The sequence below is a fragment of the Burkholderia sp. SCN-KJ genome, from assembly GCF_024656005.1.
Taxonomy (GTDB): domain Bacteria; phylum Pseudomonadota; class Gammaproteobacteria; order Burkholderiales; family Burkholderiaceae; genus Burkholderia.
This window is the reverse complement of record NZ_JANKOG010000024.1, coordinates 31,379-56,697: the sequence shown is the minus strand read 5'-3', so window position 1 is coordinate 56,697 and position 25,319 is coordinate 31,379. Positions and strand designations below refer to the sequence as shown.

Sequence of the window (25,319 nt, the reverse complement as noted above, 5' to 3'; positions counted from 1 at the left end):
TGCTCACAGAGGTTTGAGTTGGGCAACTTACGGGCCGTTTCACAGCTGTGCCGAGTTGCCCAGTTTACGTCCACTGTGATTGCACACGAAGTGCGTGCGGATTTCGCGCGGTTATCCACAGCGTCGCGTGGATAACTTTGCGCGAAAAAATCGAAGGACTGTGAGGATTCGGCTGACGAGATCAGCCGATCTGGCGGCCGCGCAGCGCGCGGATCAGGAACCGGGCCGGGTCGACGGCATCGGCGAGTTCGCGCTCGAGCGGCAGCGGCTCGCCTTCCAGTTGCGACGCGATCAGTTCCGCGCCGAGCGCGGCCCACACGAGGCCGCGGGAACCGTAGCCGAATGCGCCGTACAGGCCCGCGGTGCGCGGCAGGTCGCGCGCCCTCGCACCGCTCAGCGCGCGTGCGTTCGCGACGGCCTGCGCTTCGTCGGCGAGCGGGCCGATCACCGGCACGCGATCGGCGACGACCCAGCGAAACGCGACGCGCCCGCGCAGCGTATCGACGTCCGGCAGCTCGCCGATCAGGCCGGGCAGCAGATGCCGGACGCGCTCGATATTTTCGATATGTCCGGCGCCGCGCATCGCCGGATCGAGGTCGTCGGGTTCGAACGTCGCGCCGATCAGCAGCGTGCCGTCGTCGAGCGGTACCGCATAGCCGTCGCCGATCGCGGGGCACGGCAGCGGTGCCGTGCTGCCGGGCGGCAGCAGCGTGAGCTGGCCGCGCACCGGCTGCAGCGCGACGTGCCGCAGGCCCGCGAGACGCACGGCGTCGCCGGCGTTCGCGAGCACGACGACCGGCGCCTCGGCGAGCGTCGCGCCTGCCGCGTCGACGGCGCGCCACGTGTCGCCATCGCGCTCGAGTCGCGCGACTTCGGTGCCGGCGAGCAGTGTCACGCGTTCACCGGCCGCCGCGACTTGTGCGGCGCAGACTCCGGCCGGCCAGACGGCGCCGCCGTGCGGAAACAGCAGGCCGCCATGTGCGACCGGCAGGTTCAGATGCGCGCGCGCGGCGTCCGTGTCGAGCAGCGACACGTAGTCGGACGGTGCGCCGAGCGCGTCGAACGCATCGCGCATCCGCACGAAATCGTCGGCCGATTCCGCGAGATGGATCATCCCGCGCGTGCTGCGCGCGAACCCATGGCCCGCATGCTCGAGCGCGCGCCAGCGCGCCAGCGCATGCAGGAAACCGCTGCGCGTGAGGCGGCTCGCGACGTTGTCGTCGCGCGTCATCAGTGGATGGAATACGCCGGCCGGATTGCCCGATGCGTCGCTCGCGATTCGCGCGTGCCGCTCGATCAGCGTGACGTTCCAGCCGCGCGCGGCGAGCCGTTCGACGACCGCGCAGCCGGCCAGGCCCGCGCCGATCACGATCGCGTCGCGCGCGGCAACCGGCAATGCGCGCGGCGGTTCGTGCCGGCGCATCCGCCAGCGCGGTGCGTATTCGCCCGCGAGCATCGCGAACTTGCCGGCCAGCCCGGCCATCTTGCGATACGTGAAACCCGCTTCCAGGAGCGCTTGTTTCACCACGCCCGCGCTCGAATAGGTCGCAAAGGTCGCCTTCTCGGCGGCGACACGTGCGAGCGCGCGGAATACATCGGCGGACCAGAGATCCGGGTTTTTCGCGGGCGCGAAACCGTCCAGATAGAACGCATCGGCGCGGGCGACCAGTTTCGGCAGCATCTCGCACGCGTCGCCCAGCGCGAGCGTCAGCACGACCCGGCCAGCGTCGAATTCGAGGCGATGAAAACCGGGAACGAGCATCGGCCACGCGTCGGCGAGCATTTCTGCTTCCGTCGATATCGTTGTGTTCGCAACCATATGGGACAGTGCCCGGCGCAGGTCATCGCGCGAAAACGGATGCTTCTCGAACGACACGAAATGCAGCCGTTCGCAGCGCGCGGGATCGTCGCGCCAGGCGGCCCAGGTCGCGAGGAAGTTGACGCCCGCGCCGAACCCCGTCTCGACGATCGTGAACGTGCGCCGGCCTTGCCAGCGCCCGGGCAGCGCGTTGCCCGCGATGAACACGTAGTTCGCCTGCGCGAGCGCGCCCGCGACGTTGTGATAGATGTCGCCGTACGCGGGCGAGATGAGGGTGCCGTCGTCGCGAAACGCGAGCGTGGCGGGAACGAGTCGGTCGGGCATGCGAAACAAAAAACGTGGCAGCCAAGCCTGGCAAGGGATTGCGCGGAGGCGTCCGGCGGGTCGTTGGCAAAAACCAACGGCGTTGCGCGGCGGCGGACCCGGCTGCGTATCCCGTCCGGTTGGCGCAGGTCAAAAAACGGGCAATCGACGATTCATTCGGCGAAATACCGATGAAAATCTTTGAAACCCTTGTCGTTATTGGGTTTGCGCTGCGCTATCATAGCAACGCCGTACCGCGGGGTGGCCTTCCGGCAAACCGGACGGCACGTCGCGCGGGCCAGGATTCGGCGCTGTGCCGTCGAAGTCTGACTCTCGACGGCACGGTTCGCGCACGTATAATCGGCGCGTTCGCGCTGTTCGTGTCAAACCTAACCTGAAAAAGGAACCTTAATGAACAAACAGGAACTGATCGACGCCGTCGCCGCCCAAACGGGCGCCAGCAAGGCTCAAACCGGCGAAACGCTGGACACGCTGCTCGAAGTCATCAAGAAGGCCGTGTCGAAGGGTGATGCGGTTCAGCTGATCGGCTTCGGCAGCTTCGGTTCGGGCAAGCGCGCAGCACGTACGGGCCGCAACCCGAAGACCGGCGAAACCATCAAGATCCCGGCAGCCAAGACGGTCAAGTTCACGGCTGGCAAGGCGTTCAAGGACGCCGTCAACAAGCGTTAATCCAGCGCCTGTTCCAGGAAAAAAACCCGCCGTACGGCGGGTTTTTTGTTGAGCGCGCGCGGCATTTTCGCCACAGTTCGCGTCACTCTTGCAAGATTTAACGGTTGCCTTTCGCAGGCCGTTTTTACCGCGTATTACGCGTGCACGATCTGCGTGTCGCCGGGATCGTCGTCGTCGTGCGCATCGACATCCCACACCGGGAACGGATCGTCGAACGCGCTCCATTGCGCCGCACCGAGCGCGAATTCCGCATCGGTGAGCAGGCATGCGTCGAGCTTCGCGCGCCATGCGTCGGCATCGAGCCCGATGCCGATCAGCACCAGTTCCTGACGACGATCGCCGACCGAGCGGTCGTCGAGGTCGCCCTGCCACTCCGTGCGAATTTCGGCGAGCAACTCGTCGTCGTCCGGCCATTCCGCGCGATCCTGCGCGGCCCACCAGAGGCCTGCAGGACCATGCCGGCATACGCCGCCCGCCTGCGACAGCGAGCCCGCGATGTCGTTGCGCGTCGCGAGCCAGAAGAAGCCCTTGCTGCGCAGCACGCCCGGCCACTCCTGATGCAGCAGCGCCCAGAGCCGTGCCGGATGAAACGGCCGGCGCGCGCGGTAAACAAAATTGCCGATGCCGAATTCGTCGGCTTCGCCATGCACGTGCGCATGATGCGGATCGTGGCACTCGGGATCGTCGCAATGCGTGTGATCGTGATCGAGCGACGCGAGCCAGCCCGGCGCGTTCGCGGCCTCGTCGAAATCGAAGCGGCCGGTGTTCAGCACTTCCTCGAGCGGCACGTTGCCGAACGTCGACACGACCTGGTGCGCGCGCGGGTTGAGCCGCGCGAGGATGTGCTGCAGGCGCGCGAGTTCTTCCGCGCCGACGAGGTCGGTCTTGTTGATCACGAGCACGTCGCAGAACTCGATCTGCTCGATCAGCAACTCGACGAGCGTGCGATCGTCTTCGTCCGATGCGGCGATGCCGCGCGTCGCGAGCGCGTCGTCGGAGCCGTAGTCGCGCAGGAAATTGTAGGCGTCGACCACGGTGACGAGCGTGTCGAGCCGCGCGACGTTCGACAGCGATGCGCCGTCGTCGTCGACGAACGTGAAGGTTTCGGCGATCGGCATCGGCTCCGCGATGCCGGTCGATTCGATCACGATCGCGTCGAAGCGGCCATCCGCCGCGAGATTGCGGATCTCGACGAGCAGGTCGTCGCGCAGCGTGCAGCAGATGCAGCCGTTCGACATCTCGACGAGGCGTTCCTCGACATGCGACAGCGCCTGCGCATCGCGTACGAGCGACGCGTCGATGTTGACCGCCGCGAGATCGTTGACGATCACGGCGACTTTCAGGCCCGCGCGGTTCGCGAGGATGTGATTGAGCAGCGTGGTCTTGCCGGCGCCGAGGAAACCGGACAGCACGGTGACGGGCAACGGCTGGTTCATTGCCGGATTCATAACGATTTGCACCAACGGAAAAGAGGGAAAAGCGGCCGCGGCGTCCTGACGGGGCACGATCGGCCCGGAGCCGGTCGCCCGGGCCGGTCGAAACCGCGGCGTGAGATCCGCATTGTGCATCAAACGCGCGCCGGCCGAGCGGCACGGCGTCGGCAAGCGCCGCGGCGCGGCGTCACTGCTCGGGCGGCATCAGCTTCCACTGCGTCAGGATCCCGGCGATCTGCCGCGCATACTTGTCGCGCAGCGACGGCGTTTCCGAATGATAGGCGCCGACGGCCTGCCATGTGTTGCCGTAGCGATTCATCTTCTGGCGCAGGTGCCACGCGGCGATGTAGACGTTCTTGCACGGCTGCATCAGCGTGTCGCGGCCGATGCCGTAGCGCGACAGCGTCGGCAGGTGGATCGAATTGATCTGCATCAGGCCGTAGTCGACCGAGCCGTTCGTATTCTTGTTCAGCGCGTCGGGCCGGTTGTGCGACTCCTGCCACGCGATCGCGCGCAAGATCAGCGGATTGACCTTCTGGTAGCGGGCGGCCTCGTCGAAACAATCCGCGCGTGCGCTTGCGCAGGCGAACCCCACGCCGGCGGCGATCAACGCGATCGAAGCGAACCGTCTGTTCATGGTGCGGAAAACGAAAGGAATGGCGCAAGGATCGGGAAAACCCGTGTCCGTTATTCGTGCGACTGGAAACGTGCCGCCCGTATCATACCGAGAGTCCGTCACGTGGCGACATGCGACCGCCGGCTGCCCGTTTATACCGCATTTTCGTGTCGATTCATCGCAAAAACGACGGCGATGGACGGCATGCCGGGGCGGCGCCGGAATCTTACATATTGCATACGGTGCGCCGGATACATGTCGTTTGTGAGACAGTCCTCGGCTCAATGTGATATTTCGGACATGAAAAGCTGCTAATGTCGCCTTTTTCGGACCTGGATCCCAGCACTACCGCCGGAAGCGGCCTGAGCCGGCATCGACCCATTCATCCATGACAAGAAATCGCTTCGTTATGCGGCGCATCGCCACGACCCTGATGGTCGCCGGCATCATCGTCTCGCAGGCCGCCTACGCTCAGGTCACGCTCAATTTCGTGAATGCGGACATCGACCAGGTCGCCAAGGCGATCGGTGCCGCAACCGGCAAGACCATCATCGTCGACCCCCGCGTGAAGGGGCAGCTCAATCTCGTGGCCGAACGGCCGGTGCCGGAAGACCAGGCGCTGAAGACGCTGCAGTCGGCGCTGCGCATGCAGGGCTTCGCGCTCGTGCAGGATCACGGGGTGCTGAAGGTCGTGCCGGAAGCCGACGCGAAGCTGCAGGGCGTGCCGACCTATGTCGGCAATGCGCCGCAGGCGCGCGGCGACCAGGTCATCACCCAGGTGTTCGAGCTGCGCAACGAATCGGCGAACAACCTGCTGCCGGTGCTGCGGCCGCTGATCTCGCCGAACAACACGGTCACCGCCTACCCGGCGAACAACACGATCGTCGTCACCGACTACGCGGACAACGTGCGCCGCATCGCGCAGATCATCTCGGGCGTCGACAGCGCCGCGGGCGCGCAGGTCCAGGTCGTGCCGCTGCGCAACGCGAACGCGATCGACCTCGCCGCGCAGCTGCAGAAGATGCTCGACCCGGGCGCGATCGGCAACAGCGACGCGACGCTGAAGGTGTCGGTCACGGCCGATCCGCGCACCAACTCGCTGATGCTGCGCGCGTCGAGCGCGTCGCGCCTCGCGGCCGCGAAGCGCATCGTGCAGCAGCTCGACGCGCCGAGCGCGGTGCCCGGCAACATGCACGTCGTGCCGCTGCGCAACGCCGACGCGGTAAAGCTCGCGAAGACGCTGCGCGGGATGCTCGGCAAGAGCAGCGGCGACAGCGGTTCGTCGGCGTCGTCCAACGACGCGAACAGCTTCAACCAGGGCGGCGGCTCGTCGCAGAGCGGCAACTTCTCGACCGGCACGTCGGGCACCCCGCCGCTGCCGTCGGGCGGCTTGGGCGGTTCGTCTTCTTCGTCGGCCTACGGCGGCAGCGGCTCGTCCGGCGGCGGCCTCGGTACGGGCGGCCTGCTCGGCGGCGACAAGGAAAAGGGCGACGACAACCAGCCGGGCGGGATGATCCAGGCCGACTCGGCGACCAACTCGCTGATCATCACCGCGTCCGACCCGGTCTACCGCAACCTGCGCTCGGTGATCGACCAGCTCGACGCACGGCGCGCGCAGGTCTATATCGAAGCGCTGATCGTCGAGCTGAACTCGACGACGCAGGGCAACCTCGGCATCCAGTGGCAGGTGGCGAGCGGCCAGTTTCTCGGCGGCACGAACCTGAACCCCGGGCTCGGCCTCGGCAACAGCATCGTCAACCTGACGGCCGGCGGTGTGGCCAATGCGGCCGGCGGGATCACCGGAGGCGGGCTGGCCTCCAACCTCGGGCAGTTGTCCCAGGGGCTCAACATCGGCTGGCTGCACAACATGTTCGGCGTGCAGGGGCTCGGCGCGCTGCTGCAGTACTTTGCAGGCGTGAGCGACGCGAACGTGCTGTCGACGCCGAACCTGATCACGCTCGACAACGAGGAAGCGAAGATCGTGGTCGGCCAGAACGTGCCGATCGCAACCGGCTCGTATTCGAACCTGACGAGCGGCACGACGAGCAACGCGTTCAATACCTACGACCGTCGCGACGTCGGCCTCACGCTGCACGTGAAGCCGCAGATCACCGACGGCGGGATCCTGAAGCTGCAGCTCTATACCGAGGATTCGGCGGTCGTCGCCGGCACGACCAGCGCGCAGACCGGCCCGACCTTCACGAAACGGTCGATCCAGTCGACGATCCTGGCCGACAACGGCGAGATCATCGTGCTCGGCGGCTTGATGCAGGACAACTACCAGGTATCGAACAGCAAGGTTCCGCTGCTCGGCGACATTCCGTGGATCGGCCAGCTGTTCCGCTCAGAATCGAAGGTGCGCGCGAAAACCAACCTGATGGTGTTCCTGCGCCCCGTGATCATTTCCGATCGCGGCACCGCGCAGGAAGTCACGGCCAACCGCTACGACTACATCCAGGGCGTGACGGGCGCGTACAAGTCGGACAACAACGTGATCCGCGACAAGGACGATCCGATCGTCCCGCCGATGCCGCTCGGCCCGAGCCAGGGCGGCACGCCGGCCGGGAACCTGTTCGATCTCGACAAGATGCGCCGTCAGCAGCTGCAACGCCAGGTGGCGCCGGTGCCGGCCCAGCCGCTGCCGGAGGCAACGCCCGCGCAGCCGCAAAGCGTGCCGCAGCCTGCCGTGCCGCAACAGCCGCTGACCGCCACGCCGGGAGCCTCGCAGTGAGCGACGTGCGCGCGTCCTCCTCTCACGACGGCACGCCCGGCGAACGGCAGCCGCCGTCGCCGCTCGCCGCGCGCCTGTTGCCGTACGGCTTCGCGAAGAGCGGCCAGGTGCTGATCGCGCACCAGCTCGACGACACGCTCGAGGTGTGGATCAGCGAACGCACGAACGATGCGGCGCTCGCCGAAATCGCGCGCAACTTCGGCTCGATCTCCGTGCATCGCGTGCCGGCCGACGAGCTCGCGCAGGCGATCAACCAGGCCTACGCGCGCCAGGACGGCAGCGCGGCGCAGATCGTCGGCGAGGTCGAAGGCGAAGTCGACCTGTCGCGGCTGATGCAGGACATCCCCGAAGTCGAGGATCTGCTCGAATCGGAAGACGATGCGCCGATCATCCGGATGATCAACGCGCTGCTCACGCAAGCGGCGCGCGAACAGGCATCGGACATTCACATCGAGCCGTTCGAGAATGCATCGGTCGTGCGCTTTCGCGTCGACGGCACGCTGCGCGACGTCGTGCGCCCGAAGAAGGCGCTGCACGGCGCGCTGATCTCGCGGATCAAGATCATGGCGCAGCTCGACATCGCCGAGAAACGCCTGCCGCAGGACGGCCGCATCACGCTGCGCGTCGGCGGCCGGCCGGTCGACGTGCGCGTGTCGACGCTGCCGACCGGGCACGGCGAGCGCGCGGTGCTGCGTCTGCTGGAAAAGGATGCGCAGCGCCTGAACCTCGAAGCGCTCGGGATGGGCCGCGACACGCTCGTCCAGTTCGACAAGCTGATCGGCCGCCCGCACGGCATCGTGCTGGTGACGGGCCCGACCGGTTCGGGCAAGACGACGACGCTGTATGCGTCGATGTCGCGGCTCGAAACGGCGACGACCAACATCATGACGGTCGAGGATCCGATCGAATACGACCTGTCCGGCATCGGCCAGACGCAGGTGAACGAGCGGATCGGGATGACCTTCGCCCGCGCGCTGCGTTCGATCCTGCGCCAGGACCCGGACGTGATCATGATCGGCGAAATCCGCGACCTCGAAACCGCGCAGATCGCGGTGCAGGCGTCGCTCACGGGCCACCTCGTGCTCGCGACGCTGCACACCAACGATGCGGCGTCCGCCGTCACGCGCCTGACCGACATGGGCGTCGAGCCGTACCTGCTCGCGTCGTCGCTGCTCGGCGTGCTCGCGCAGCGCCTGGTGCGGCAGCTGTGCCCGGTCTGCAAGGAAGAGCGGCAGGAGGAAGGCCGCACCGTGTGGCATCCGGTCGGCTGCGACAAGTGCGGGCATTCGGGCTACACGGGCCGGCGCGGCGTATACGAACTGCTGGTGGTCGACGATTCGATCCGCACGCTGATCCACCGCAACGCGGCCGATGCGGAGATTCTCGCCGCGGGCCGCGCGGAAGGGATGCGCACGCTGCGCGACGACGCCGAGCGCTGGCTCGCGGCCGGTGCGACGTCGCTCGAGGAAGTGCTGCGCGTGACGGGAGGCGCATAGCGCGATGTCGGCATTCCGTTTCGAAGCAATCGATGCGGCCGGGCGCGCGCAGAAGGGCGTGATCGATGCCGACAGCGCGCGCGCCGCGCGCGGCCAGCTGCGCACGCAGGGGCTCACGCCGCTGGTGGTCGAGCCGGCCGCCAGCGCGAGCCGCGGCGCGCGCTCGCAGCGCCTCGCGTTCGGCCGCAAGCTGTCGCAGCGCGAGCAGGCGATCCTCACGCGCCAGCTCGCGAGCCTGCTGATCGCGGGGCTGCCGCTCGACGAGGCGCTCGGCGTGCTCACCGAGCAGGCCGAGCGCGACTACATCCGCGAACTGATGGCCTCGATCCGCGCGGAAGTGCTCGGCGGCCACTCGCTCGCGAATGCGCTGGGCCAGCATCCGCGCGACTTCCCGGAAATCTATCGCGCGCTCGTCGCGGCGGGCGAGCACACCGGCAAGCTCGGCATCGTGCTGTCGCGCCTGGCCGACTACATCGAACAGAGCAACGCGCTGAAGCAGAAGATCCTGCTCGCGTTCACGTATCCGGGGATCGTCACGCTGATCGCGTTCGGCATCGTCACGTTCCTGCTGAGCTACGTCGTGCCGCAGGTCGTCAACGTGTTCGCGAGCACGAAGCAGCAGCTGCCGATCCTCACGGTCGTGATGATGGCGCTGTCGGATTTCGTGCGGCACTGGTGGTGGGCGATCCTGATCGCGGCCGCGCTCGTCGTGTGGGTCGTGAAGGCGACGCTGTCGCGCGACGGGCCCAGGCTCGCGTTCGACCGCTGGGTGCTGACCGCGCCGCTCGCGGGCAAGCTCGTGCGCGGCTACAACACGGTGCGCTTCGCGAGCACGCTCGGCATCCTGACGGCGGCTGGCGTGCCGATCCTGCGCGCGCTGCAGGCCGCCGGCGAGACACTGTCGAACCGCGCGATGCGCGCGAACATCGACGACGCGATCGTGCGCGTGCGCGAAGGCTCCGCGCTGTCGCGCGCGCTGAACAACGTGAAGACGTTTCCGCCGGTGCTCGTGCACCTGATCCGCTCCGGCGAGGCGACGGGTGACGTGACGACGATGCTGGATCGCGCGGCGGAAGGTGAAGCGCGCGAGCTCGAACGCCGCACGATGTTCCTGACGAGCCTGCTCGAGCCGCTCTTGATCCTGGCGATGGGCGGGATCGTGCTCGTGATCGTGCTGGCCGTGATGCTGCCGATCATCGAGCTGAACAACATGGTGCAGTGACGGCCTGACCGCCGGTCAGGCCGCCGCCGTTCAACGCATGTAGATCGCGGGCGACGGCGTGTTCGCGGGGAGCTGGACTTCGGCGCGCGCGCCGTTGCGGTCGACGATGATCGAGCGATTGCGCACTTCGGCGAGCTTCGCGCCGGGCGCGAGCTCCGCGCCGAGCGACACGGCGCGCGGCGGCTCGCCGCCGATGCCGACGATCGCGGCGCCGCCATGATCGAGCGCGAGAATGCCGAACAGGTGGATGTCCTGCACGGGATTCTTGTCGAGCTGTCCGCCGAAGAGCGCGGCGGCGTCCTCGGTGCGGATCGGCAACCGCGCGGCGGCGGCGGGCAGCGGCGCTTCGCGGGCCGACAGCGTGACGACCCAGTAGGTGGCCGTCGCGCACAAACCCGCGAAGAGGGCTAGGGAGAGGATCCGGATCGAGAGCGCGTTCATGCGCGCTATTGTACGGATGTATATGAAATTTGCGTTGGGTGAAAGCCCTCGGCAGCGCGCGCCTTACAATGCGTGCTCCGCGCCCGGGGGAAACGGAAGCTGGCCGTCAGGCAAACGTCCGGAATGCGCCGGGTGCGTCACTTAATCGACGACATTTTTTGGAAGAGGTAGTCAGTCATGCAAACGTGGATCACTCGCCGTAATGCGGCCGTGCGCCGTCAGCGCGGTTTCACGCTGATCGAGATCATGGTGGTGGTCGCGATCCTCGGGATCCTGGCGGCACTGATCGTGCCGAAGATCATGAGCCGTCCCGACGAGGCGCGCCGTATCGCCGCGAAGCAGGACATCGGCACGATCATGCAGGCGCTCAAGCTGTACCGGCTCGACAACGGCCGCTATCCGACCCAGGAACAGGGCCTGAACGCGCTGATCCAGAAGCCGACCACCGATCCGATCCCGAACAACTGGAAGGACGGCGGCTATCTCGAGCGCCTGCCGAACGATCCGTGGGGCAACGGGTACAAGTACCTGAACCCGGGCGTGCACGGCGAGATCGACGTGTTCAGCTACGGCGCCGACGGCAAGGAAGGCGGCGAGAGCAACGATTCCGACATCGGTTCGTGGCAGTAACCCTGCGCTGACCGTCCCGACGTTCTCCCGGTTCTTCACTCCATGCCTGCCCCTCGAACGCCCTTGCGCTCCGCTCGCGCTCGCCGCGATGCCCGCGACGGCCGCGTGCGGCGCGGCGCGGCCGTGACCGCGGCACGCGCACGCGCACGCGGCTTCACGCTGCTCGAGATGCTGGTCGTGCTCGTGATCGCGGGCCTGCTGGTGTCGCTCGCGTCGCTGTCGCTGACGCGCAATCCGCGCACCGACCTGCGCGAGGAAGCGCAGCGCATCGCCCTGCTGTTCGAGACGGCCGGCGACGAAGCGCAGGTACGCGCGCGCCCGATCGCGTGGCAGCCGACCGCGCACGGTTTCCGCTTCGACGTGAGCTCGCCCGACGGCTGGCACACGCTGCGCGACGACGTGCTGCGCCCGCGCGACTGGGACGGCGGCGTCACGAGCGCCGATATCGACTATCCCGGGGCCGACACGCGCGCGAGCCGCGTCGTGTTCGGCACGGAAAGCATCGACACGCCGGTGCGCGTGACGCTGCATTCGGCGGTCGGCAGCGCGACGATCGTCGGCACCGGCAACGGCCGCTACGAGGTGCAATGACGATGCGTCGTCGCCTGCCCTTTCCGGCCGCTTCCCGCCCCCCAAGGGGACTCCCTTCGGGGCACCCCAGGCGTGCTTCCTCCGGAGACCGGCCTGCGGCCGGCCTCGTCGGGGCGCGCGGCTTCACGATGATCGAGGTGCTGGTCGCGCTCGCGATCATCGCGGTCGCGCTCGCCGCGTCGATCCGCGCGGTCGGCACGATGGCGACCAATGCATCCGATCTCCACCGCCGGCTGCTCGCCGGCTGGAGTGCCGACAACGCGCTCGCGCAACTGCGCCTCACGCATGCGTGGCCGGAGGTCGGCGAACAGAGCTTCGACTGTTCGCAGGGCAACCTGCAGCTGGTCTGCACGCAGCGCGTGAGCACGACGCCGAACCCGGTGTTCCGGCGCGTGCAGATGTCGGTGAGCATGCCGGGGCGCGCCGGCGTGCTCGCGCAAATGGTGACGGTGGTCGCGAATGAAACCAGCCGTCCGCTCTGACGCGCCGATGCCGCGCCGGCCGCTGCGCGCCGCCGGCTCGCGCCGCGTGCGAGGCTTCACGCTGATCGAACTGATGATCGCGATCGCGATCCTCGCGGTGGTCGCGATCCTGTCGTGGCGTGGGCTCGACCAGATCATGCGCGGTCGCGACAAGGTCGCGTCCGCGATGGAAGACGAGCGCGTGTTCGCGCAGATGTTCGACCAGATGCGCATCGACGCGCGGCTCGCCGCGACCGACGACGAAGCCGGCCAGCCGGCGATCGGCGTCGCCGGCAACACGCTGCAGATCGTCCGCGAGCTCGACGTGCCGGGCGCCGCGCCGCGGCTGCAGGTGGTCCGCTACCGGATCGCCGGCGGGCGCGTCGTGCGCTATGCATCGCCGCCGCTCGACGACGCGAACCGCCTGCGCGACGTGCTGAAGGACAGCAGCGTCGACGGCTGGAGCTGGGTCGCGTTGATGGGCGGCGTCGGTGCGATCGACGCGAAGCTGTACGTGCCGCGCGTCGGCTGGACCACCAACCTGCAGACGGCCAACGACGCGCTCGCGCAGAACAACGATGCGCTGAAGGTGCCGCAGATCGGCAACGCGCCGCCGGCGCGGGCGGTCACGGGGCTGCAGGTCAGCATCGGCGCGACGTCGCTGCGCGTGCCCGTCACGCGCATCTTCCTCGTCGGGGAATGACGATGCGTGCGCGCCCTCACCGTACCCGGTTCGCCGCGCGTGGCGCCGCACGCGGCCGCCGCGAGCGCGGCGCGGCGATCATCACCGCGCTGCTCGTCGTCGCGCTGTCGGCGATCCTCGTGTCGGGGATGCTGTGGCGCCAGCAGGTGCAGATTCGCCGCATCGAGAACCAGCGCGTGATCGCGCAGGCGCAATGGGTCGCGCGCGGCGCGCTCGACTGGACGCGCATGATCCTGCGCTCCGAGGGCGACACGGCGCCCGGCATCACCTATCTCGGCGGGATCTGGGCCGTGCCGATCGCGAAGACCAAGCTGTCGGATTTCCTCGGCCGGATCGGCGCGCCGAACGACAACGGCGGCGAAGATACCTACATCTCCGGATCGATCGAGGATGCGCAGGCCAAGTACAACCTGCGCAACCTCGTGTCGTCGCCGGCGCCCGGCGTGCTGCAGCTCAACGCGATGCAGCTCAAGGCGTTCCAGCGGCTGTTGACGACCCTCGGCTACGACGGCGCGCTCGCGAAGCGGATCGCGCTGCAGATGCGCGCGGGCCTGATGCACTCGGCGACGCGTTTCCAGACGCCGGCGCTGCCCGGCGCCGGTACGGCCGCGACCGCGCCGGTACCCGGCGGCGACATGACCGGCAACGTCACCGACGAGCCGGGGATGTCCGACAGCGACCGCGGGCCCGCGCCGCTCGTGATGACCGGCGTCGACAGCCTGCTCGACGTCGACGGCGTCACGCCCGAAATGGTCGCGCGGCTGCGCCCGTTCGTCACCGTGCTGCCGACCACGACGCCGGTGAACATGAACACCGCGCCGGCCGAGGTGATCGCGGCGCTGATGCCGGGGATGAGCGTGTCGTCCGCGCAGGCGCTCGTATCGCGGCGCGAGACCGTGTTTTTCCGCAACGTCGGCGACGTGCAGCTCGCGCTGCGCGGTGCCGGCGCGCCGAACGTGACGATCGACTCGAGCCTCGTCGACGTCAATTCGAGTTACTTCATCGTGCATGGCCGCATTCAGCACGATCGCGCGGAGGTCGATCGCACCTCGCTCGTGTATCGTGATCCGACCACGCACTCGACGCGGGTCGTGCGCATCCGCGACCAGCTATAACGACGCCATCCGGGAGAGGAGCTCTTGAGCACGCTGATTGTTTCTTTGCCGCCGCGCGAGCCGGCCGTGCCGTTGCAGGAATGGCAGTGGCCCGAGCTGCCGTTCACGCTCGTGGACAAGGCCGGCCAGGTGCAGCGCGCGGGCCGCGCCGCGCTCGCGCTGCTGCCGCGCGCGAACGCGACGGTGCTGATCGTCGCCGCGCGCGACGTGCTGCTGCTGGCCGCGACCGTGCCGCCGCTCAAGGGGCCGAAGCTGCGCCAGGCGCTGCCGAACATCGTCGAGGATCAGCTGATCCAGGATCCGCTCGGCTGCCATATCGCGCTCGATCCGGTCGCGCTGCCCGACGGCCGCCGCGTGCTGGCCGTCGTCGACCGCGCGTGGTTCCGCGCGATCTGCGACGCGTTCACCGCGGCCGGCCACCGGCACCTGAGCGCGGTGCCCGCGACGCGCTGCCTGCCCGCACCGCCCGCGCCGGCGGCGGAAGCTGCACCGGATGCGCATGCCGACGGTGAGGCCGCGCAAGCCGACGCGATCACGGATGCGGTCGAGCCGCCCGCGCGCCCGACCGCGGTGGCCGCGGTGCTCGGCCTCACGACGGCGGTCGAGCCGGTGCTCGTGGAAGCCGGCGCGCAACCGGCCGCGGCCGGTGCGCCGCGTCTCGAATTCGCGGTCGCGCGCGGCGCGCTCGGCGAAGGGTTCGCGGCGCCCGCGTCGCGCGCGGGCGGCACGCTCGCCGCGCTTGCGGGCGGTGGCGACGTCGAACTGTACGAACTCGGCGAACCGGGCGCGGAGCCGCGCCTCGCGTCGGTCGGTCGCGCCGACGGCCCGCTGCTGCCGGGCGCGCAGCCGCTGCCGTTCGACGCGTTCGCGCGGCGTGCGCTGACCGAGCGCTTCGATCTGTGCCAGTTCGAGTTCGAATCGCAGCCGTGGCGCTTCGACCGCGCGACGCTGAAGCGCCTGCGCGTGCCGATCGCACTCGCCGCGGCCACGCTCGGCGTCGCGGTGATCGGGATGAACCTGCACTGGTGGAAGCTGTCGCGCGAGCGCGACGCGCTGTCCGCGCAGATCACCGAGACGCTGCTGTCTGCCTTCCCGAAGACGACGACGGTGCTCGATCCGCCCGCGCAGATGCAGCGTCAGCTCGACCAGCTGCGCCTCGCGGCGGGCGAGCTGTCGCCGAACGATTTCCTCGCGCTGTCGAGCGGGCTGTCGCGTTCGATGGGCGCGCTGCCGCTGAACGGTATCGCGTCGCTCGATTATCACGACCGGCGGCTCGACGTCGGCTTCAAGCCGGAGGTCAAGGTCGACCCCGATTTCCCGCAGCGTCTCGCGCGCAACGGGCTGACCGGCGAAGTCGACAGCAGCACTGGCAAATGGACGATCCGGAGCCGCTCATGAAGACGGAACAACTGACCCAGACGCTGGCCCAGTTCTGGGGCGAGCGCACGCCGCGCGAGCGGACGCTGCTCGGCTGGGGCGGCGCCGTGCTGGCCGTCGCGATCGCGTATTCGGTGCTGTGGTCGCCCGCGGAGGAAGGCCGCGCGCGGATCCGGCGCGAGCTGCCGACGATGCGCCAGGAACTCGCGCAGATGACCGCGCAGGCCAACGAGGCGAAGTCGTTGACGGCCGCCGCGCAAGGCGTCGCGCCGACCGGTCTTGCGCTGAAGGACGCGCTCACCGCGTCGCTGTCCGATCACGGGCTGCAGGGCGCGCAGGTGCAGGTCGTCGGCAACGGCGTGCAGATCCAGATGAAGAACGCCTCGTTTCCGGCGTGGACGCAGTGGCTCGACGACGCGCGCCGGCAGTTCAAGGTGCAGGTCGGCGAAGCGCACGTGACCGGACTGAAGGAAGACGGCCAGGTCGACCTGACGGCCGTGATGCAACCCTCGACACAGAAATGACGCAGTGGATGAAACCAGCGACGGTCGGCCGATGAGGCCGGGGATCCGGCGGCTCGTCGCCGCATTGCCGTGGGTGGCGGCAGGCGGGTTCGCGACGGCGCTGACGCTCGTCGCGCTCGCGCCGGCCGCGTGGATCGCGCCGCAGTTCGCGCGCGCGAGCGGCGGCCACGTGAACCTCGTCGATCCGGACGGATCGCTGTGGCACGGCTCGGGCACGCTGATGCTCGCACCGGGCGCGGACCAGAGCGCGGCAACGCTGCTGCCGGGGCGGGTCGAATGGACCACGGGCTTCTGGCCGCTCCTGACCGGGCGCGTGCGGATGCGCATGCGGCAGACCGAGGCGATGCCCGACGCCGTCACGCTCGACGCGACGTGGCGCGGCGCCGTGCTGTCGGCGGGCACGATGGCCGTGCCCGCGTCGCTGCTTGCCGGGCTCGGCACGCCGTTCAACACGCTCGACCTGCAGGGCGACGTGCGGCTCGGCTGGACCGACTGGCGGATGATCGGCAACAGCGCGTTCGGCCAGCTGACGGTGACGATCGATTCGATGAGTTCGCGCGTGTCGCGCGTGAAGCCGCTCGGGTCGTATCGCGCAGTGCTGCAGGCGAAGGGCACGGGCGCCGATCTCGACCTGTCGACGACGCAGGGCCCGCTGTTCCTCGACGGGCACGGCAGCTTCGGCCCCGGCCAGGGTTCGTTTCGCGGCACCGCGCATGCGGCGCCCGAGCAGCAGGCGAACCTCGCGGGGCTGCTGAACCTGCTCGGCCATCCGATCGGCAACAACGAAGTGTCGCTGATCTTCGGCGACGCGACGCGCTGACGCGCGCCACACTCTCCTTTCCGTCTTACTTCTGCGCGAGCGGCACGGCGGCCGACGGTGCGGTCGCGGCCGGCGCCGCCGCACCGGATGCCGGCGCCGGTGCCGCCATGTCACCCGTTTCGCGCGCGATGTCCGACGCATCCCAGCCGCCGCCGAGCGCCTTCACGAGCCCGACCGACGATACCATCCGCTGGCCGGCGATCGTCGCGAGCTTCTGCTGCGCGGTGAACGCGGTGGTCTGCGCGGTCAGCACGTTCAGGTAGGCGACCGTGCCGGCCTTGTACTGGTTCGTGACGATCGCGAGCGCGTGCTGCGCGCTGTCGACGGCCTGCCGCTGCACGTCGACTTCCTGCGCGAGGATGCGCTGTGACGCGAGGTTGTCCTCGACGTCCTGGAACGCGGTGAGCACCGCGAGGCGGTACGCGGCGACGTCCTGGTCGTAGGTCGCGCGCGCGGCATCCGTTTGCGCGGCGCGCAGGCCGGCGTCGAACAGCGTCGCCGCGAGCTGCGGGCCAACCGTCCAGAACCGCGCGGGCAGCGTGAACAGTTGCGACCACACCGAGCTCTGGAAGCCGCCGGTGGCCGACAGGGTGAGCGTCGGGAAGAACGCGGCGATCGCGACGCCGATCTGCTCGTTCGCGGCCGCCGCGCGGCGCTCGGCCGCTGCGATGTCGGGCCGGCGCTCGAGCAGCGCGGACGGCACGTCGACCGGCGTGATCGGCGGCTCCGCCGCGAGCGGGTTCGGCGCCAGCGAGAACGTCGATGCCGGTTCGCCGATCAGTGTCGCGATCGCATGCTCGTACTGCGCGCGCGCGACGCCGTTGTCGATCGATGCGGCCTGCGCGCTCTGCAGCTGCGTCTGCGCCTGGATCACGTCCGCGCGCGCGGCGACGCCCTGCGCGTACTGGTTCTGCGTGAGCTTCAGCGATTCGCCGTACGACTTCACGGTGTCGTCGAGCAGCTTCTGCAGCGCATCGGCGGTGCGCAGCTGGAAGTAGGTCTGCGCGAGCAGCGCCTGCTGCGACAGCCGCGCGTTCGCGAGATCGGCCGCGGCGGCCGCTTCGCCGGCGCGCTGCGCGCTGACGGTGCGGCTCACCTTGCCCCACAGGTCGGGTTCCCAGCTCGCATCGAGGCCGACGCTGTAGCTGTTGCTGATCGACGAGCTGCTGCCGAAGCTCGACGTGCTCGACGAAGACGACGTGCGCCCCGTCCGGGAGCGCGAGCCCGACGCGGTCAGCCCGACGGTCGGGAAGTACGCGGCACGCGCTTCGGCGACGAGCGCGCGGGCCTGCCGGTACGCGGCGGCCGATTGCGCGATGGTCTGGTTCGATGCGTTGAGCTTGCCGACCAGCGTGTCGAGCTGCGGGTCGTTGTAGACGCTCCACCACGGACCGCGGTCGGCGCGGTCGGCCGGCTGCGCGACCTTCCACCCGGCCGGCGCTTCCTTGAAGGCGGCGGGGATCGACGTGTCGGGCCGGTGATAGTCGGGCCCGACGGCGCAGCCGGCGAGCAGTACGGCCGTCGCGACGGCGACGGCGGCGCTCAGCGGGCGAATGGCGCGCGGGAGGGGAGCGTACGGCATGGTGGTTTTCCTGTCGGGATGCTGCGGCCGGCGAGCGGCGTCGCGCGATGCGGTCGTCGTGCCGCTGGCGGACAAATGGTAACTGACGGCGGGAAAGCCGCGCAGCCCTAAGGGTACGGTGCGCGGCGGCACGAATGTGTTACCGGCGCGGCCGGCCGGTTTACCGGTCATTACGGATCGCTTGCGCTCGAGGCAGGCGACGAATGCGGCGCAGTCGACGCCGGGCCGCGGGGTGCGGCCGGCATTCGGCCGGCATTCGGCCGGCATTCGGTCGGGATGACGGGAGCCGGCGGTGTCAGTGACAGCGCGCGGGCACCGGGACGGGATCGGCGGCGGACCGCCATGTCGACGGCTCCGTGGCCGCCGGCCGGCTCGTGCGGCGGGCGGCGCCCTTCGCGCTGCGCTGCCGGCGATGATCGAACCAGGCAAACCCGAGCGCCGCGAGCGACCCGCCCGGCACCACCAGCATCGTCACGTACAGCGCGATCTTCCAGCCGCGGTGCGGCCCGGAGAACACATGATGAGCGGTATCGGTCAGGTTGCGGCGCAGCGCGCCGGCGGCATTTTTCAGGAACAGCATTGCGAACATCCTCGGGGTGCCCGGCAGCGCGGGCTGAGCGGTCAGAACATCGTCTCCGGCAGTGCAGCATGCACGTCGTAACTGGTTGCCTGAAATAATATTGACTAAGCAATCATTTTTCAAGATACTGGGCGCGTTTTGACCTGAAACGCACTGTTGCTGCGCGCGCAATTCGCATGAACGGCGGCCTTTACGATCCCGACACCATCGCACTGGAAACGAGCCTCGGTTATTACCTGACCAAGGCCCGGCAGGCGCTCGTCGAGCGAATGGACCGCGCACTCGAGCCGTACGACCTCACCGCGCAGCAGATCGGCGTGATCCTGCTGCTGTCGCGCGGTTATGCGCGCACGCCGTTCGAGCTGTCGCGCAAGATGTCGTACGACAGCGGTTCGATGACCCGGATGCTCGACCGCCTCGAGCGCAAGGGCCTGATCGCGCGCTCGCGCAGCGAACAGGACCGCCGCGTGATCGAGCTGACGCTGACCGAGCGCGGCGCCGACGCGGCCCGCGCGCTGCCGTCGCTGATCGCGACCGCGTTGAACGCGCAGCTCGCCGGTTTCTCGGCCGAAGAACTCGCGCTGCTCACCGGCCTGCTGCAGCGGTTCATCGCCAACGGGCCCGGCGATGCCGGCTGCCCGAAGCCCGACGAACCGGATTGCTGAGCGCGGGAGGCACGATGTCTAGGTTAAGCATTCGCTTATTTCTCTGTCTGGGCAGAAGATGACGAGGCATGTGCTCCATCTCTCCCCTCACCCGTTCCACCCGTCCGGGCCGCGCGATAGGCTGCGCCCGTGTGTTGTGCCGGCGCGCTGCGCGTGCCGCGTCTAGGAGATTCCGATGTCCGCCACCACGGCATCCGCCGCGCCACCTGCCGCCCAACCCGCGCCGCTCACCGGCGGCGCGCTCGCGCTCCTCACCGTCGGGCTCGCGCTCGGCACCTTCATGGAAGTGCTCGACACGTCGATCGCGAACGTCGCGGTGCCGACCATCTCGGGCAGCCTCGGCGTCGCGACGAGCGAAGGCACGTGGGTGATCTCGTCGTATTCGGTCGCGTCCGCGATCGCGGTGCCGCTGACCGGCTGGCTCGCACGGCGGGTCGGCGAGGTGCGCCTGTTCACGCTGTCGGTGCTCGCGTTCACGATCGCGTCGGCGCTGTGCGGCCTCGCGGAGAACTTCGAGACGCTGATCGCGTTCCGGCTGCTGCAGGGCCTCGTGTCCGGGCCGATGGTGCCGCTGTCGCAGACGATCCTGATGCGCAGCTATCCGCCCGCGAAGCGCGGGCTCGCGCTCGGGCTATGGGCAATGACGGTGATCGTCGCGCCGATCTTCGGCCCGTTGCTGGGCGGCTGGATCAGCGACAACTACACATGGCCGTGGATCTTCTACATCAACCTGCCGATCGGCATCTTCTCCGCGGCCTGCGCATACTTCCTGTTGCGCGGCCGCGAGACGAAGACGACGAAGCAGCGGATCGACGCGATCGGCCTCGCGCTGCTCGTGATCGGCGTGTCGTGCCTGCAGATGATGCTGGACCTCGGCAAGGACCGCGACTGGTTCAACTCGAGCTTCATCGTCGCGCTCGCGCTGATCGCGGTCGTGTCGATCGCGTTCATGCTCGTGTGGGAGGCGACCGAGAAGGAGCCGGTGGTCGACCTGTCGCTGTTCAAGGACCGCAACTTCGCGCTCGGCGCGCTGATCATCTCGTTCGGCTTCATGGCGTTCTTCGGCTCGGTCGTGATCTTCCCGCTGTGGCTGCAGACGGTGATGGGCTACACGGCTGGCAAGGCCGGCCTCGCGACCGCGCCGGTCGGGCTGCTCGCGCTGGTGCTGTCGCCGCTGATCGGGCGCAACATGCACCGGCTCGACCTGCGGATGGTCGCGAGCTTCGCGTTCATCGTGTTCGCGGGTGTATCGGTCTGGAATTCGACGTTTACGCTCGACGTGCCGTTCAATCACGTGATCCTGCCGCGGCTCGTGCAGGGGATCGGCGTCGCCTGCTTCTTCGTGCCGATGACGACGATCACGCTGTCGAGCATCTCCGACGAGCGGCTCGCGAGCGCGTCCGGGCTGTCGAACTTCCTGCGCACGCTGTCGGGCGCGATCGGCACCGCGGCCAGCTCGACGTTCTGGGAGAACGATGCGATCTATCACCACGCGCGGCTGTCGGAATCGGTGAGCATCTACGCGCAGAGCACGACCGACTACCAGGGCGCGCTCGCGCAGCTCGGGATCGTCGGGCAGACGGCCAACGCGCAGCTCAACCAGCTCGTCACGCAGCAGGGCTTCATGATGGCGACCAACGACTTCTTCCATCTGTCGGCGGGCGTGTTCATCGCGCTCGCGGCGCTCGTGTGGATCACGAAGCCGAGGAAAGGCGCGGGGCCGGCGATGGGGCATTGAACGCGGAGGCTGGACCGTTTTCGCTGCACCTTGTCCGTCTTGCAAGCCCCTTCCATTCGGACTAAGCTAAGTAAATTACTGAACTTAGTTCACATGGGATGAGGTAATGCAGACCTACAACATGCATGACGCGAAGACGAATCTATCGCGTTTGATTGACGAAGCCGTCCACGCGGGCGAACCGTTCGTGATCGCGAAAGCCGGCAAGCCGCTCGTCAAGGTGGTGCCGATCAATGCGCCTGAAGCCGTTCCCCCGGCTCGGATCGGCTTCATGAAGGGACAGATTCGGGTTCCCGACGATTTCGACACGATGGGTGACGAGGCCATTCGGAGGCTGTTCGAGGGCGACGCGTGAAAGTCCTGCTCGACACCCATCTGCTCCTTTGGGCGGCGGCCGACGCTGCGGAACTACCGAGCAGCGCCCGGTCGATCATTCAGGATCCGGCTTATACCCTGCTTTTCAGTGTCGTGAGTCTCTGGGAAATCGTGATCAAGCGCGGACTGGATCGGGACGATTTCCAGGTCGATCCCCATCTGCTCCGTCGTAACCTGCTCGATGTCGGCTACGTGGAATTGCCGATCACGAGCGCGCACGTTCTCTGCGTCGAGCAGTTGCCGGCGGTCCATCGCGATCCGTTCGATCGGCTGTTGATCGCGCAGGCAATTTCGGAAGGTGTATCGCTGCTCACGCACGACCACACCGTTGCGCGGTACGCGGGCCCGATTCAGCACGTCTGAACTCTGTCAGCGCCGCGCGCCTCACTCCCGCGCCCGCAACCCGCCGAAGGCCAGATCGTCGCCCGACGCGATCGGCAGTGTCGCCCGCGCGACGTCGAGCCACGCCCGCGCCGCGTGCGACAGGTAACCCTTCTTCAGCCAGCCGAGCGCGATCGCCCAGGTGATCTCCGGCTCGACGATCGGCCGGCACGTGAACTGCCGCGCATCGAGCCGCCGGCAGTACGGCTCCGGCAACAGCGCGATGCCGACCCCCGCGTGCACCAGCGCGGCCATGAAATCCCAATGACCGCTGCGGCTCACGATCGACGGCGTGAAGCCGGCCTGCCGGCACGCGTCGAGCACCGCGTCGTGCAGCGCGAGGCTTTCCGCGTAGAACACGAACGACTCGCGCGCCAGATCGGCGAGCGGCACGGCCGCGTGATCCTCCCAGCGCGACTCGCGCGGCGCGACCAGCCACAGCGGTGCGCGCACCATCGGCAGTCGTTCGAACGTGGCCGGATCGACCGGCTCCAGCAGGCCGCCGAGCTCGAGCTCGCCCGACATCAGCGCGGCCTCGATCATTCGCGCGCCCTGCTCGAACAGCTTCAGCTCGATGTTTGGATAACGCTGCTTGTACGCGGCGATGATCGGCGTGAACAGCGACCCGCCGAGCGGCGGAATGCCGATCGTCAGCTCGCCGCGCCCGAGCGTGCCCAGATCCTTCAGCTCCGACTGCAGCTGCGCCTGCGCGGCGAGCACGTCCTGGCCGCGCTGGAACACGATCCGCCCCGCGTCGGTCAGCACCATCTGCCGGCCGTCGCGCAGCAACAGCGGCGAGCCGATCTCGTCCTCGAGCGCCTTCACCATCTTGCTGATGGTCGGCTGCGTGACGAACAACCGGTCGGCGGCCGCCGTGAAGCTCTGCTGACGGACCACCTCGACGAAGTACCGCAGCGCGCGCAATTCCATCGATGACTCCCCAAGTTGGTGCAATGAACCAAGCTGAATTCCGAATTGGAATGACAAGGATAGAGACAAGTCATTTTATTTATGGTTAGGGGAAACCCTATACTCACACCATCAACGCAATATCTGTATGGAGCCCGCCATGACCAAGCCGACCGCCACTGCCGCCGCCCGCCCCGCCGCCGCCGCGGGCAACGTTGCGCGTACGGGCCGGATCGTGCTGCAGGCCGCCGCGCTCGGCGTGCTGTGGATGGCGGTCGACTGGGCCGTGCGCGCGGTCGGGCTGCCGGTGCCGTCCGGCGTCGTCGGCCTCGCGGTGCTGCTCGCGCTGCTGTTCTCGGGCCGCGTCGCGCCCGCGTGGGTGAAGGACGGCGCGAACTGGCTGCTGTCCGACATGCTGCTGTTCTTCGTGCCGGCCGCCGTCGCGGCCGTCCAATACGGCGGGCTGTTCCGCGAGGACGGCTGGCGCATCGCGCTGGTCATGCTCGCCGGCACCGCGTTCGTGATGGTCGCGGTGGCGGTGGCGGTCGACCTCGCCGCGAAGCTCGAGCGCCGGCTCGCCGCGCAGCGCGTGTTCGCCGAGCGCCGCCGCGCGCGCCTCGCGACCGCGTCGGCCCACTGAGCCGGAGCCTGCGATGCTTGCGCTGCTGTCGAACCTGTCCGCCGACCGCGTGAATACCGCGATCTCCGTCGGCTGCTTCGTGCTGACGGTCGTCCTGTATTTCGTGTCGAAGCGGCTCTACGCATACAGGAAGACGCTGCTGTTCTCGCCGCTCGTGTTCGTGCCGGGCGTGCTGGCGCTGCTCGTCGTGCTGACCGGCATCCCGTATTCGGTCTACTTCCGCGACACGCGCTGGCTGATGTGGCTGCTCGGCCCGGCGACGATCGCGTTCGCGGTGCCGATCTACGAGTATCGCGACCTGATCCGCCGCCACTGGCTATCGCTGTCGGTCGGCGTCGCGGTCGGGATCGGTGCCGGCGTGTGCGGATCGCTGCTGCTCGCGAAGCTGCTGCACCTGTCGCCCGAGCTGCAGCGCTCGCTGATGACACGCTCGGTGTCGACCCCGTTCGCGCTCGCCGTGTCCGACAAGATCCATGCGCCGAAGGACCTCACCGCGCTGTTCGTGATCGCGACCGGCATCTGCGGGATGCTGCTCGGCGAGATCGTGCTCGCGCTGGTGCCGATGCGCACGCGGCTCGCGCGCGGCGCGCTGTTCGGCGCGGCCGCCCACGGCGTGGGCACGGCGAAGGCACGCGAGATCGGCAGCGAGGAAGGCGTCGTGTCGAGCCTCACGATGATGATCGCGGGCGTGGCGATGGTGCTGATCGCGCCGCTGCTGTCGCTGCTGCCGATCTGACGATGCGCGGGCGGGCGCCGGTGCCTGCCCTTCCCGCCTGACGGCCCGGATGCCCGCTGGTCGCCTGCCTCCCCCCTCGCAGACGCTGTTTTCCCGCCGCTCGTACCCTGCATCGAGCCGACACCCGGCCGACAATCGGCTGAGATAGCCGCAATTCCCCCCTCTTTTCCGCCCATCGGGCTCGGCGCGGATGCCGAACAATGCATGCTACGAGACATCACGCACGCATTCACATGGCCTCCACGACCGCAAACCCGACTGCCGACAAGCCGGCCTCGTCCGGCAAGTTCAAGCGCATCGCGCTCATCGCCGTCATCGCGCTGGGCGCAGCGGCCGCCGCCGCGGGCGGCATGTACGTGTTCCTGAGCAAGGCCGGCGTCGGCCATGCGAGCGCGCCCGCCGAACCGGCGCCGCTGGCCGCCCCGGTGTTCTTCCCGCTCGACCCGCTGACCGTCAACCTGCAGTCGGACGACGGCGTGCAGCACTACCTGCGCGTCGGCCTGTCGCTGAAGCTCACCGACCCGAAGGCGCAGGAGCAGCTGACCGCGCGCATGCCGGAGATCCGCAGCCGGATCCTGCTCGCGCTGTCGAACAAGCATCCCGAGGATCTCGCGACGCCGGACGGCAAGCGTTCGGTCGCGAAGGAGCTGCAGGAGCTGATCGAACAGCCGACGCAGCCGGGCAACCAGCGCGCGAAGGTCGACGACGTGCTGTTCACCGAATTCGTCGTCCAGTAACGCG

The 25,319-nt window shown here is 68.5% G+C and carries 27 protein-coding genes; 20 read left to right on the top strand and 7 right to left on the bottom strand.

Annotation, left to right across the window (positions count from 1 at the left end):
* Positions 1-181 precede the first annotated feature (181 nt).
* Complete coding sequence (mnmC, locus tag NQV17_RS30340) at positions 182-2,143, bottom strand: bifunctional tRNA (5-methylaminomethyl-2-thiouridine)(34)-methyltransferase MnmD/FAD-dependent 5-carboxymethylaminomethyl-2-thiouridine(34) oxidoreductase MnmC (RefSeq protein ID WP_257775106.1); 1,962 nt, start codon at positions 2,141-2,143, stop codon at positions 182-184.
* A gap of 14 nt (positions 2,144-2,157) precedes the next feature.
* On the opposite strand from mnmC, the gene NQV17_RS30335 reads away from it, so the two are divergent.
* Together NQV17_RS30335 and NQV17_RS30330 are read left to right on the top strand one after the other, a co-directional pair.
* Complete coding sequence (locus tag NQV17_RS30335; protein ID WP_124486807.1) at positions 2,158-2,520, top strand: hypothetical protein; 363 nt, start codon at positions 2,158-2,160, stop codon at positions 2,518-2,520.
* Positions 2,521-2,533: 13 nt separating this feature from the next.
* Positions 2,534-2,812, top strand: a complete 279-nt coding sequence (locus NQV17_RS30330) for an HU family DNA-binding protein (protein WP_006401505.1) — start codon at positions 2,534-2,536, stop codon at positions 2,810-2,812.
* 134 nt (positions 2,813-2,946) lie between these two features.
* Here the strand turns inward: NQV17_RS30330 and NQV17_RS30325 are convergent, their stop codons facing one another.
* Together NQV17_RS30325 and NQV17_RS30320 are read right to left on the bottom strand one after the other, a co-directional pair.
* On the bottom strand, positions 2,947-4,260 hold the full coding sequence (locus NQV17_RS30325; RefSeq protein ID WP_124571500.1) for a GTP-binding protein: 1,314 nt from the start codon (positions 4,258-4,260) through the stop codon (positions 2,947-2,949).
* A gap of 172 nt (positions 4,261-4,432) precedes the next feature.
* Positions 4,433-4,882 (bottom strand): lytic transglycosylase domain-containing protein, encoded by a 450-nt coding sequence (locus tag NQV17_RS30320; protein ID WP_257775105.1) that lies wholly within the window; start codon positions 4,880-4,882, stop codon positions 4,433-4,435.
* Positions 4,883-5,249: 367 nt separating this feature from the next.
* On the opposite strand from NQV17_RS30320, the gene gspD reads away from it, so the two are divergent.
* The 3 genes from gspD to gspF are packed head-to-tail and all read left to right on the top strand — an operon-like array spanning position 5,250 to position 10,310.
* The gene (gspD, locus tag NQV17_RS30315; protein ID WP_257775104.1) at positions 5,250-7,592 is read left to right on the top strand and encodes a type II secretion system secretin GspD; all 2,343 of its coding nucleotides are present in this window, start codon (positions 5,250-5,252) and stop codon (positions 7,590-7,592) included.
* 5 nt (positions 7,593-7,597) lie between these two features.
* Positions 7,598-9,088 carry a type II secretion system ATPase GspE gene (gspE, locus tag NQV17_RS30310; protein ID WP_374692777.1) on the top strand — a complete coding sequence of 497 codons (1,491 nt, stop codon included), beginning with the start codon at positions 7,598-7,600 and terminating at the stop codon, positions 9,086-9,088.
* Between the two features lie 4 nt (positions 9,089-9,092).
* Entirely contained in the window at positions 9,093-10,310 is a 1,218-nt protein-coding gene (gspF, locus tag NQV17_RS30305) for a type II secretion system inner membrane protein GspF (protein ID WP_257775102.1), read from the top strand.
* A 30-nt stretch (positions 10,311-10,340) separates the two neighbouring features.
* Here the strand turns inward: gspF and NQV17_RS30300 are convergent, their stop codons facing one another.
* Positions 10,341-10,751 carry a hypothetical protein gene (locus NQV17_RS30300; RefSeq protein WP_044845208.1) on the bottom strand — a complete coding sequence of 137 codons (411 nt, stop codon included), beginning with the start codon at positions 10,749-10,751 and terminating at the stop codon, positions 10,341-10,343.
* 177 nt (positions 10,752-10,928) lie between these two features.
* Between NQV17_RS30300 and gspG the strand changes: the two genes are divergently transcribed.
* The 8 genes from gspG to NQV17_RS30260 are packed head-to-tail and all read left to right on the top strand — an operon-like array spanning position 10,929 to position 16,972.
* On the top strand, positions 10,929-11,381 hold the full coding sequence (gene gspG, locus NQV17_RS30295; RefSeq protein ID WP_027783126.1) for a type II secretion system major pseudopilin GspG: 453 nt from the start codon (positions 10,929-10,931) through the stop codon (positions 11,379-11,381).
* A gap of 42 nt (positions 11,382-11,423) precedes the next feature.
* On the top strand, positions 11,424-11,972 hold the full coding sequence (locus tag NQV17_RS30290) for a GspH/FimT family pseudopilin (RefSeq protein WP_257775101.1): 549 nt from the start codon (positions 11,424-11,426) through the stop codon (positions 11,970-11,972).
* A gap of 2 nt (positions 11,973-11,974) precedes the next feature.
* Positions 11,975-12,454: a type II secretion system minor pseudopilin GspI gene (gene gspI / locus NQV17_RS30285; RefSeq protein ID WP_374692776.1), complete on the top strand. Its 480-nt coding sequence runs from the start codon at positions 11,975-11,977 to the stop codon at positions 12,452-12,454.
* Positions 12,432-13,136: a type II secretion system protein J gene (locus NQV17_RS30280; RefSeq protein ID WP_257775100.1), complete on the top strand. Its 705-nt coding sequence runs from the start codon at positions 12,432-12,434 to the stop codon at positions 13,134-13,136. Before gspI ends, NQV17_RS30280 begins: the two co-directional genes overlap by 23 nt.
* Positions 13,137-13,138: 2 nt before the next feature.
* On the top strand, positions 13,139-14,251 hold the full coding sequence (gspK, locus tag NQV17_RS30275; RefSeq protein ID WP_257775099.1) for a type II secretion system minor pseudopilin GspK: 1,113 nt from the start codon (positions 13,139-13,141) through the stop codon (positions 14,249-14,251).
* A gap of 24 nt (positions 14,252-14,275) precedes the next feature.
* Entirely contained in the window at positions 14,276-15,649 is a 1,374-nt protein-coding gene (gene gspL / locus NQV17_RS30270; RefSeq protein WP_257775098.1) for a type II secretion system protein GspL, read from the top strand.
* Positions 15,646-16,152, top strand: coding sequence for a type II secretion system protein M (locus NQV17_RS30265; protein ID WP_257775097.1), 507 nt, complete (start codon positions 15,646-15,648; stop codon positions 16,150-16,152). The genes gspL and NQV17_RS30265 overlap by 4 nt, the downstream gene beginning before the upstream one ends.
* A 31-nt stretch (positions 16,153-16,183) precedes the next feature.
* On the top strand, positions 16,184-16,972 hold the full coding sequence (locus NQV17_RS30260) for a type II secretion system protein N (protein WP_257775129.1): 789 nt from the start codon (positions 16,184-16,186) through the stop codon (positions 16,970-16,972).
* Between the two features lie 25 nt (positions 16,973-16,997).
* On the opposite strand, the gene NQV17_RS30255 is transcribed toward NQV17_RS30260, so the two are convergent.
* Together NQV17_RS30255 and NQV17_RS30250 are read right to left on the bottom strand one after the other, a co-directional pair.
* Complete coding sequence (locus tag NQV17_RS30255) at positions 16,998-18,554, bottom strand: efflux transporter outer membrane subunit (RefSeq protein ID WP_257775096.1); 1,557 nt, start codon at positions 18,552-18,554, stop codon at positions 16,998-17,000.
* Positions 18,555-18,849: 295 nt separating this feature from the next.
* Positions 18,850-19,134: a multidrug ABC transporter ATPase gene (locus NQV17_RS30250; protein WP_257775095.1), complete on the bottom strand. Its 285-nt coding sequence runs from the start codon at positions 19,132-19,134 to the stop codon at positions 18,850-18,852.
* A gap of 176 nt (positions 19,135-19,310) precedes the next feature.
* Between NQV17_RS30250 and NQV17_RS30245 the strand changes: the two genes are divergently transcribed.
* The 4 genes from NQV17_RS30245 (at position 19,311) to NQV17_RS30230 (ending at position 22,275) form a co-directional block, all read left to right on the top strand.
* Positions 19,311-19,799, top strand: a complete 489-nt coding sequence (locus tag NQV17_RS30245; RefSeq protein ID WP_257775094.1) for a MarR family winged helix-turn-helix transcriptional regulator — start codon at positions 19,311-19,313, stop codon at positions 19,797-19,799.
* 175 nt (positions 19,800-19,974) lie between these two features.
* Positions 19,975-21,537 (top strand): DHA2 family efflux MFS transporter permease subunit, encoded by a 1,563-nt coding sequence (locus tag NQV17_RS30240; RefSeq protein WP_257775093.1) that lies wholly within the window; start codon positions 19,975-19,977, stop codon positions 21,535-21,537.
* 106 nt (positions 21,538-21,643) lie between these two features.
* The gene (locus NQV17_RS30235; protein ID WP_257775092.1) at positions 21,644-21,892 is read left to right on the top strand and encodes a type II toxin-antitoxin system Phd/YefM family antitoxin; all 249 of its coding nucleotides are present in this window, start codon (positions 21,644-21,646) and stop codon (positions 21,890-21,892) included.
* Positions 21,889-22,275, top strand: coding sequence for a type II toxin-antitoxin system VapC family toxin (locus tag NQV17_RS30230; protein ID WP_257775091.1), 387 nt, complete (start codon positions 21,889-21,891; stop codon positions 22,273-22,275). Before NQV17_RS30235 ends, NQV17_RS30230 begins: the two co-directional genes overlap by 4 nt.
* 21 nt (positions 22,276-22,296) lie before the next feature.
* Here NQV17_RS30230 and NQV17_RS30225 read toward each other — a convergent pair whose 3' ends face one another.
* Positions 22,297-23,223, bottom strand: a complete 927-nt coding sequence (locus tag NQV17_RS30225) for a LysR family transcriptional regulator (RefSeq protein ID WP_257775090.1) — start codon at positions 23,221-23,223, stop codon at positions 22,297-22,299.
* A 139-nt stretch (positions 23,224-23,362) separates the two neighbouring features.
* On the opposite strand from NQV17_RS30225, the gene NQV17_RS30220 reads away from it, so the two are divergent.
* From NQV17_RS30220 to fliL, 3 genes are all read left to right on the top strand, one after another.
* Positions 23,363-23,842 (top strand): CidA/LrgA family protein, encoded by a 480-nt coding sequence (locus NQV17_RS30220; protein ID WP_257775089.1) that lies wholly within the window; start codon positions 23,363-23,365, stop codon positions 23,840-23,842.
* A gap of 13 nt (positions 23,843-23,855) precedes the next feature.
* Positions 23,856-24,578 carry an LrgB family protein gene (locus tag NQV17_RS30215; protein ID WP_044845194.1) on the top strand — a complete coding sequence of 241 codons (723 nt, stop codon included), beginning with the start codon at positions 23,856-23,858 and terminating at the stop codon, positions 24,576-24,578.
* Positions 24,579-24,778: 200 nt separating this feature from the next.
* Positions 24,779-25,315: a flagellar basal body-associated protein FliL gene (gene fliL, locus NQV17_RS30210; RefSeq protein ID WP_257775088.1), complete on the top strand. Its 537-nt coding sequence runs from the start codon at positions 24,779-24,781 to the stop codon at positions 25,313-25,315.
* The last annotated feature ends 4 nt before the right edge of the window (positions 25,316-25,319 follow it).

Coding starts and splice junctions, on each gene's coding strand:
- NQV17_RS30290 (WP_257775101.1), top strand. CDS start 11,424: ATGCCTGCCCCTCGAACGCCCTTGCGCTCCGCTCGCGCTCGCCGCGAT.
- NQV17_RS30330 (WP_006401505.1), top strand. CDS start 2,534: ATGAACAAACAGGAACTGATCGACGCCGTCGCCGCCCAAACGGGCGCC.
- NQV17_RS30300 (WP_044845208.1), bottom strand. CDS start 10,751: ATGAACGCGCTCTCGATCCGGATCCTCTCCCTAGCCCTCTTCGCGGGT.
- NQV17_RS30240 (WP_257775093.1), top strand. CDS start 19,975: ATGTCCGCCACCACGGCATCCGCCGCGCCACCTGCCGCCCAACCCGCG.
- NQV17_RS30250 (WP_257775095.1), bottom strand. CDS start 19,134: ATGCTGTTCCTGAAAAATGCCGCCGGCGCGCTGCGCCGCAACCTGACC.
- NQV17_RS30220 (WP_257775089.1), top strand. CDS start 23,363: ATGACCAAGCCGACCGCCACTGCCGCCGCCCGCCCCGCCGCCGCCGCG.
- NQV17_RS30235 (WP_257775092.1), top strand. CDS start 21,644: ATGCAGACCTACAACATGCATGACGCGAAGACGAATCTATCGCGTTTG.
- gspK (WP_257775099.1), top strand. CDS start 13,139: ATGCGTGCGCGCCCTCACCGTACCCGGTTCGCCGCGCGTGGCGCCGCA.
- NQV17_RS30215 (WP_044845194.1), top strand. CDS start 23,856: ATGCTTGCGCTGCTGTCGAACCTGTCCGCCGACCGCGTGAATACCGCG.
- NQV17_RS30325 (WP_124571500.1), bottom strand. CDS start 4,260: ATGAATCCGGCAATGAACCAGCCGTTGCCCGTCACCGTGCTGTCCGGT.
- NQV17_RS30265 (WP_257775097.1), top strand. CDS start 15,646: ATGAAGACGGAACAACTGACCCAGACGCTGGCCCAGTTCTGGGGCGAG.
- NQV17_RS30320 (WP_257775105.1), bottom strand. CDS start 4,882: ATGAACAGACGGTTCGCTTCGATCGCGTTGATCGCCGCCGGCGTGGGG.
- gspI (WP_374692776.1), top strand. CDS start 11,975: ATGCGTCGTCGCCTGCCCTTTCCGGCCGCTTCCCGCCCCCCAAGGGGA.
- NQV17_RS30255 (WP_257775096.1), bottom strand. CDS start 18,554: ATGCCGTACGCTCCCCTCCCGCGCGCCATTCGCCCGCTGAGCGCCGCC.
- mnmC (WP_257775106.1), bottom strand. CDS start 2,143: ATGCCCGACCGACTCGTTCCCGCCACGCTCGCGTTTCGCGACGACGGC.
- NQV17_RS30280 (WP_257775100.1), top strand. CDS start 12,432: ATGAAACCAGCCGTCCGCTCTGACGCGCCGATGCCGCGCCGGCCGCTG.
- gspG (WP_027783126.1), top strand. CDS start 10,929: ATGCAAACGTGGATCACTCGCCGTAATGCGGCCGTGCGCCGTCAGCGC.
- gspF (WP_257775102.1), top strand. CDS start 9,093: ATGTCGGCATTCCGTTTCGAAGCAATCGATGCGGCCGGGCGCGCGCAG.
- NQV17_RS30260 (WP_257775129.1), top strand. CDS start 16,184: ATGAGGCCGGGGATCCGGCGGCTCGTCGCCGCATTGCCGTGGGTGGCG.
- NQV17_RS30225 (WP_257775090.1), bottom strand. CDS start 23,223: ATGGAATTGCGCGCGCTGCGGTACTTCGTCGAGGTGGTCCGTCAGCAG.
- gspD (WP_257775104.1), top strand. CDS start 5,250: ATGACAAGAAATCGCTTCGTTATGCGGCGCATCGCCACGACCCTGATG.
- NQV17_RS30245 (WP_257775094.1), top strand. CDS start 19,311: ATGAACGGCGGCCTTTACGATCCCGACACCATCGCACTGGAAACGAGC.
- fliL (WP_257775088.1), top strand. CDS start 24,779: ATGCATGCTACGAGACATCACGCACGCATTCACATGGCCTCCACGACC.